Annotated in this window: 5 protein-coding genes; all 5 read right to left on the minus strand. The window is 55.4% G+C overall.

The genetic code is table 11. The features are described 5' to 3' along the window. On the minus strand, positions 1 to 383 hold a 383-nt coding region (locus K0B01_14330; GenBank protein ID MBW6487318.1), incomplete at its 3' end, for a dihydropteroate synthase. Between the two features lie 53 nt (positions 384 to 436). After that, positions 437 to 1,789, minus strand: a complete 1,353-nt coding sequence (locus K0B01_14335) for an acetyl-CoA decarbonylase/synthase complex subunit gamma (protein ID MBW6487319.1) — start codon at positions 1,787 to 1,789, stop codon at positions 437 to 439. A 110-nt stretch (positions 1,790 to 1,899) separates the two neighbouring features. Next, positions 1,900 to 4,113: a CO dehydrogenase/CO-methylating acetyl-CoA synthase complex subunit beta gene (cdhC, locus tag K0B01_14340; protein MBW6487320.1), complete on the minus strand. Its 2,214-nt coding sequence runs from the start codon at positions 4,111 to 4,113 to the stop codon at positions 1,900 to 1,902. 40 nt (positions 4,114 to 4,153) lie between these two features. Continuing rightward, the gene (gene cooS, locus K0B01_14345) at positions 4,154 to 6,106 is read right to left on the minus strand and encodes an anaerobic carbon-monoxide dehydrogenase catalytic subunit (GenBank protein ID MBW6487321.1); all 1,953 of its coding nucleotides are present in this window, start codon (positions 6,104 to 6,106) and stop codon (positions 4,154 to 4,156) included. 43 nt (positions 6,107 to 6,149) lie between these two features. Further along, positions 6,150 to 6,542 (minus strand): acetyl-CoA decarbonylase/synthase complex subunit delta (locus K0B01_14350; protein MBW6487322.1); only part of this gene is annotated, 393 nt, incomplete at its 5' end.

Here is a 6,542-nt window from a genome sequence, read left to right on the forward strand (position 1 = left end):
CCCCAGAGCAGAGCAACTATCCCGGCGTCATATTTCTTCGCCAGCGGCATTTTGACATCGTAGCTTTCCGGGCGGGCCATTACCGAATTGATAACGGCCTTGCCTTTTCTATTCTGATAAGCCTTCAATCCCGCTTCAATCGCCTCGGGGTTGATGGTGTCAATGTACAGGGGAAGGTCGGTCACTTCCTGAACCGTTTTCACGATCCACTCCGCCATCCCCGCGGGGTCTTTTCTCGCCGGTCCAAGATTGATATCGATGTAATCGACTCCGGCCTTAGTCTCGTCGATCGCCATCTGGCGAATCGGCTCTGGATCGCGCTCCTTCATTGCCGTGCCTGTTACTTTGCCTATAATATTGAGATTCTCACCAATGCGAATCATAAATTACTCCTCCTTTTATCTTCAAATAACTGCTTTTATGGTTGCCCTTTTCATTAACCGGCGATTTCCAGCTTCAAGAAGGCGGAAAGATGCGCGGCCTCGCGCGGACCAATCTTTACCTCCCAATCCGGTCCCAGCTCCTCTTCCAGATCGCCGCTTACGGAAGCGACATAACCGGGAATAATGATCTTTTTATGTTTAATCTTGTCCAGAATGCCGCATTTCTTGATAAATACGCCCATTGCATCGCCGACGAACTTCCCTGCCGCCCAGGCGGTAAGCACCGAGAGACCCTCTGTATCCATAACCAGCAGCCAGGTCGGAACGCGGCTGGCCTCGATCTCGCCGGAAACGATAAAGTAGGTAAGAGCAAAATTGGTGGTGATGGTGACCGGGGAATCCTCGGTCGGGTTGCCGATGGGATAGATGCCCTGCTTCATCATCATCGGGCGCTGCGGATCGGTATAGAGATTGAGCCGTTCGACCAGAAGCGGGAAGAGGCTCTCGCCCTGGAAGTCGGAAAGGATTACCATTCCGGCATACTTGGCAACCAGCATCGCTGCAATAACCGTCTCCTTTATCGGATCATCGGTCATCTCGCCGGGAAAAACGATCGGCGAAAAACCGAGGGAACGGTTTTTCTGGACGAGCGCGGCCCTGCGCAAAAATACCATATCTTCGAAAACTTTCCGGACGGTGCGGGCGCCGCTGTCCAAAACTATGTCCTTCACATCCGCCGCAACTATCTTGTCCGTCAATTCCGACAGGCTGTTGAGGTTGTCGGATTTGGCAGTCAGCGGGCACTTGAACTCCTTGGCAAGAGCAGCCATCTCCGCGAAATTCTGTGCGGTCGCTGCGTAAATGATCGGCCGCCGCTGGGCGGAAACCGCCAATGCCGCCTTCAGGGCATCGACGCTGTCGCTCATCAGCACCGGAATGGCCTCCGTCTCGTCCATCACCCGTTTCACCAGCGCTGCGAACTTGGCCGTATCGCCCGATACATTCTTGATCGCGATCATTTCCGCGCGGAGGATCAGGCCAATCCATTCATATTTAAGTGAATTAAACTGTTTGATCCGGGAGGCCACATCGGCTTCGGCCATGGCGTCGGTAATCATCACGCCAATGCCCGTTTTGTTCACAAAGGTTTTTTCATGACGGAACAGCACGGTTTCTCCGCCGACCGTCAGCTTGTTTTCCCCTTCGCCCATCGTAATGGGACGGATGGGAGGCGCGGACGCCTCAGACAACTGCGCTCTCGCTTCATCGGAGATGTAGGGGCACGCGCTCAGCTCCGCCTTTCCAGCCGCCAGGTTCATGGCAAACGCCAGGCAGGTGGGAACGCCACACTCCTTGCAATTTGTTTTCGGCAGCAATTTGAATATCTGAATCCCTGTAAGAGCCATAATTCTTACTCCTCTCTTTTCGCTCGTTATTAAGTGCTATCTATCACCCATATGCGGCGAGCGGGACAAAAATCCCGAGGATTTCTGCCCGCCCTTCCCCGTTTTACCCGTTAGAGTTCCAATACCGACGGCATTTCCAGCGCCGGGTGTTTCTTTTCCTCAAGGAAGGGCAGAATCTCCTCTTCCGTAGTGCCAATTGTTTCATCCGCAATCATATCAACAAAATCCGGGATGCCCATCTCTTCGCCGCGCGCCTTCAGGCGGTCATAAAACTCGTCCTTGTAGATCTTCGGCATCCAGACCATCCGGGCCAGCCCGCCGTCCGCCGAGAGAAATTTTTTCTGAATGATATTGTATTTGCTGTGGCCCAGGAATCCCGGCGTCTGCGTCCCGCCACCAGCCGAGCCGGCCAGCGTCGAAAACTTCATCCCACAGGGGGTCATCCCCATATAGTCGCGATTTACCGTCATGAAGCCGTTACAGGAAGGAAGTACCGCCGCCAGACACTCACAGCAGCCGCAGGTCGTCATTGGATCCTGCATCATGCTGTACATGCTCACCTTGTCGTAATTGCCATGAGATGATTTGACGGCAAAGTCGTTGGTGCCTACCCATTGTCCAAGCTGCTCATTGATAATTTCTCCCTTCGGCACCGGCTGGTTGGGGCCGGTCGGGTTGATCTCATTGGAGGCCTTGCAGTCCATCCAGTTGTAAGCGCCGCAAAGACCGGTCCGCTCCGGGGAAACAATGCAGACGTGGTTGGGGGCAAAGGACTGGCAGAGGGTGCAGGAGTAAAACGGATCGGTCGTTTCATCGGTCATCCCCTCGATCCTTTTATCCCTCTTCGCATAAGTTTCTCTTGCCAGGGCCAGCATTTCCTCGACCAGTTTGGCGTCGGTGATGATCTTCACCTGGGCCTTGTCGAAAATGGCGCCGAAATCCTGATGAAATTTTGCATGCAGAATCTTGCCGAGATCGGCGAGCTTGAAGCCCTTCTGAATCGCGCTTTTCCCGATGCGCACCCAGGCTATGTCGCGCTGGCCGATGTGCATGATCCCCTGGGCGTAGTTGATCAGGTGGTGAACCTGCCGCTCCAGGATCGGCTCGAAGTCATCCTGCATCTTCCGGCCTGCCACCTCCACTACCATGGCAAGCGGCAGTCTGGCCGGCGTCTCCGTGATGGAGTCAACATCCGGACCGATAACCTCTACCTTGCCGTCCTCCACCTCGTCAAGCCGCTTGGAAGTGACAAACTCAACGGCATGGGTACGGCCGCCGCCCATCTCGAGAAAGATGTCCTCGCCGCGGACGCGCTCGCCCTCGAATGCCGGCCCGTAGGAGAGGGGAATCGGCACCGACGTCACATTGACCTTGAGACCTCTGACCTCGATCGCCTTCTGGACGATATGTTCATGGGGAATATTGGAGACGACGTGTTCATAAGTACATACGCCTGTCGGCAAAATCTCCGGAATCGGCGTATCGGCAATGGTCGGGAATCCGAAATTGACCGCCCCGGCGGCATTGGCATACCACTCGTCACTGACAAACCCCATCGGCATGACGAAGGCAAAGGTACGATCCTTGTTATAAAGCAGGTTTTTGCGGAAATCGCCCGGCTTGACTCCGCCAAACGACATGGCGACGCGGCAGGCAAAACCAATCGCGAAAACGGCCGCGGTAATGTCCGGCCCGTAGGAGACCAGACGCGTCGGCCAGCCGATCTGAACGCCGGCCTCGACGAGCTGCTCTGAAAAGCGCACACCGTTGTTTTCTGCCGCCATAAAGATATACAGGTTTTTCTCCTGCAGCTCGATGGCGATTTTCGCCGCGATCTCCGGCGTGGGGGCCGCCCCTACAATGGCCGCAAAACCAGGCGCGGTGCCGTCAACGAACTCAACGCCCCGCTTGCGGAAGATGACATCATTGGCTGCCCCCAGCCAGATGTTGTCGGGAAGTACATCCTCCTGCTTGGTGTAGAAATCGGGCGCCTCCAGGTAGCGGATCGCTTCGATAATTTCCTCGGCGAAGAATGTCGCCATCCCGGCGTCCAGGGCCGGCGCCAGGTACGGCAGCGGGTTTTTCTCCTTGACAAAGGGCGGCAGCAAGGCGCGGCAGCGATCCAAAACCGGTTTTATATCCGTCATCGTCTTGACGGGAATGCCGAGAATGGCGTAGATCGTCGGCAGGTAATAGGCGGTATCGGGAAAACCAACCTCATGCTCCGGCCCCCACTTTTCGAGCGCCATCTGATAGTCTTTCTCCGCCCTCTCCACTATTTTATGAGCCCCCCGTATGGCTGCGGCTGCAATTATTTTAGACACGTTAAATCCTCCTTCCAAATCGTAAGATTTTTCAAATATATCAAGCTTCCAGATCGCGACGCTTAGCCATATCGAAGAGCACCCTCTCTCTCGCCTTGTCGATACCGAGATCTGCTCTCTTTTTGTCTATATGCGCAATCATCAACTGGGCCGCCTTGAGCGGATCGGGCTCAAAGGCCCATTTGCCCTTCACTATCTCTTCATATTCTTCAAAGAGAAATTTGGAAACTTCCTCGGAACCGGTCGTCGGCCAGGTAGTTCCGAATACCGTAAAAACACCGGAAGCAACAAAATATTCGCCGATCGCAACGGCCTTCTCACTCATCCATTCCAGCGAAGCGCCGGCGGCAGGAAGATCGCTGATATCTTTGCCCAGCCCGCCAGCCTTGACCATTGCCGTCGCCGCCACCAGGATTCTGCTGTCGTCAAGGCAGGAACCCACATGCAGAACAGGAGGAATGCCTACGGCCTCACATACGGAAGCAAGCCCCGCGCCGGCAAATTCCTGCGCCGCCTCGGGCCTGAGCAGACCAGCCTCGCCCGCAATCTGGGCCGCACAACCGCTTGCCAGAACGAGCACATCGTTTTTGATCAGCTCCTTCATCAGTTCCAGGGTGGCCTTGTTGTGGGTACCGCGGGCATTGTTGCACCCGACTACCCCTGCAACGCCCCGGATCAAGCCATTGACGATATTGTCGTTCAGCGGATGGTAGGAAGCGCGGAACATCCCGCCCAGCAGGTAATTGATCGTCTCATGCGTAAAACCGACAACCTGGTCGCTCTTTTCTGATGGTATATCAATAAGTTCCGGCTTTCTGTTCTTGTAATTCCGGATCGCCATCATCAACATATCTCTGGCGACCTGGGTTGCGTTATGATCATCAAACTCCATGTGCAGGGCGCCTTCGATCTTCGCCTTGGGAGAAGTTGTGACAATCTTCGTATGATAATGGGCCGCGACCGACACCACCGACTGCATGATGCACTGGATATCCACCGTCATCAGCTCAACGGCGCCGGTGACAAGCGCCAGTTCCTGCTGGAGGAAGTTTCCGGCAACGGGAACGCCGTGACGCATAAGTATCTCGTTTGCCGTGCAGCAGATTCCGGCCAGATTTATGCCCTTGGCGCCAACCGCCTCCGCCGCCTTCTGAATCTCCGGATCCTTGGCCAGAACAATCATCACCTCCGGCAGGAGAGGATCATGCCCGTGGATGATGACATTGACATAGTCCTTTTTCAGAACTCCGAGGTTGATCTCGCCGGCGATCGGCACCGGGGAACCAAGAAGGATATCCTGTAGCTCTGTCCCAATCATCGAACCTCCCCAGCCGTTTCCCAGGGAGGTACGGGCCGCCTGCATTAGGATGTGTTTGTAGTCCTGATCGACTCCCATCAGGGTGCGATGCATGGTCTCCACTATCTCGCGGTCGATACCTCGCGGGAAAATGCCAATCTTTCTCCACAGTTCCTTTCGCTTCTCCGGGGCCCGCTGGGCAAAGGCGCACTCGCCATGCTGACGACCAAATTCGGCGATCGCCTTCTCGCCTACCTCAATGGCGATCTCTTTAACAGTGCGCTCTCCAATCTCAACGCCCAAATCCATCGCAACCTGGTAGAGCTTCTGCTCATCCTTTATCTTGAATTCGGGAAGCTCACCCTTGGCAGCCATCAGAAACATCTCTGCCACGCCCCGGCCATGGTCGGAGTGGGCAGCGCAGCCGCTGGCCACCATCCGGGCAAAGTTCCGGGCGGAAATCGTCGCGGCGGTGGCGCCGCATAAACCTACCGGGCGGGGCTTCGTCTTATCCTTCGGCGCCGGAACGCGGCACGGCCCCATCGCGCACATCTTGCAGCAGTCGCCTTCCGAACCTATCGGGCAGGGCTTCAGACTGGCCGCCCGGTCAAATACTAGATTAACCTGATCGGCAAACGCCTTATCGATCATCTTCAGCGATGCCGGTTCGATACTCTTCTGGAATACCTCTGTCATTTTTTCCTCCTAACGTACGCCACCCTTCAGGACAGCATTCTTTTTATGTTGTTAAATCGGCAATCATCTCTCGGACAACCCGGATGGCCTCGGGGTGCCTCATAATCAATACGTCGGCGCCGGCCAAAGCGAGCAGCATGGCGGTAACAGCCTCCATTATAATCCCCCGCTTGGAACTCTTGCCCATCAAATCGGAATCCGCTGTCTTGGCTTCCTTGGTCTTCCATACTTCCTTGCCCAGATTGCAGATCATCGGGAACTGCAATCTTTCATCCTGCTGGGACAGGGCCGCGATGCGGATACGTTCGATCACGGAATACGAGTATTCAATGCCATAACCGAGTCCGCCGGTGGTCGGATCGATAATGAGCTGCTGATCCTGCACGCCGAGATTGCCCAAGAGAATATTGAGCTGTTTGGCAAGATTGATGTCAAT

The sequence above is a fragment of the Syntrophobacterales bacterium genome (genome assembly GCA_019429105.1).
Classification (GTDB): Bacteria; Desulfobacterota; Syntrophia; order Syntrophales; family UBA5619; genus DYTH01.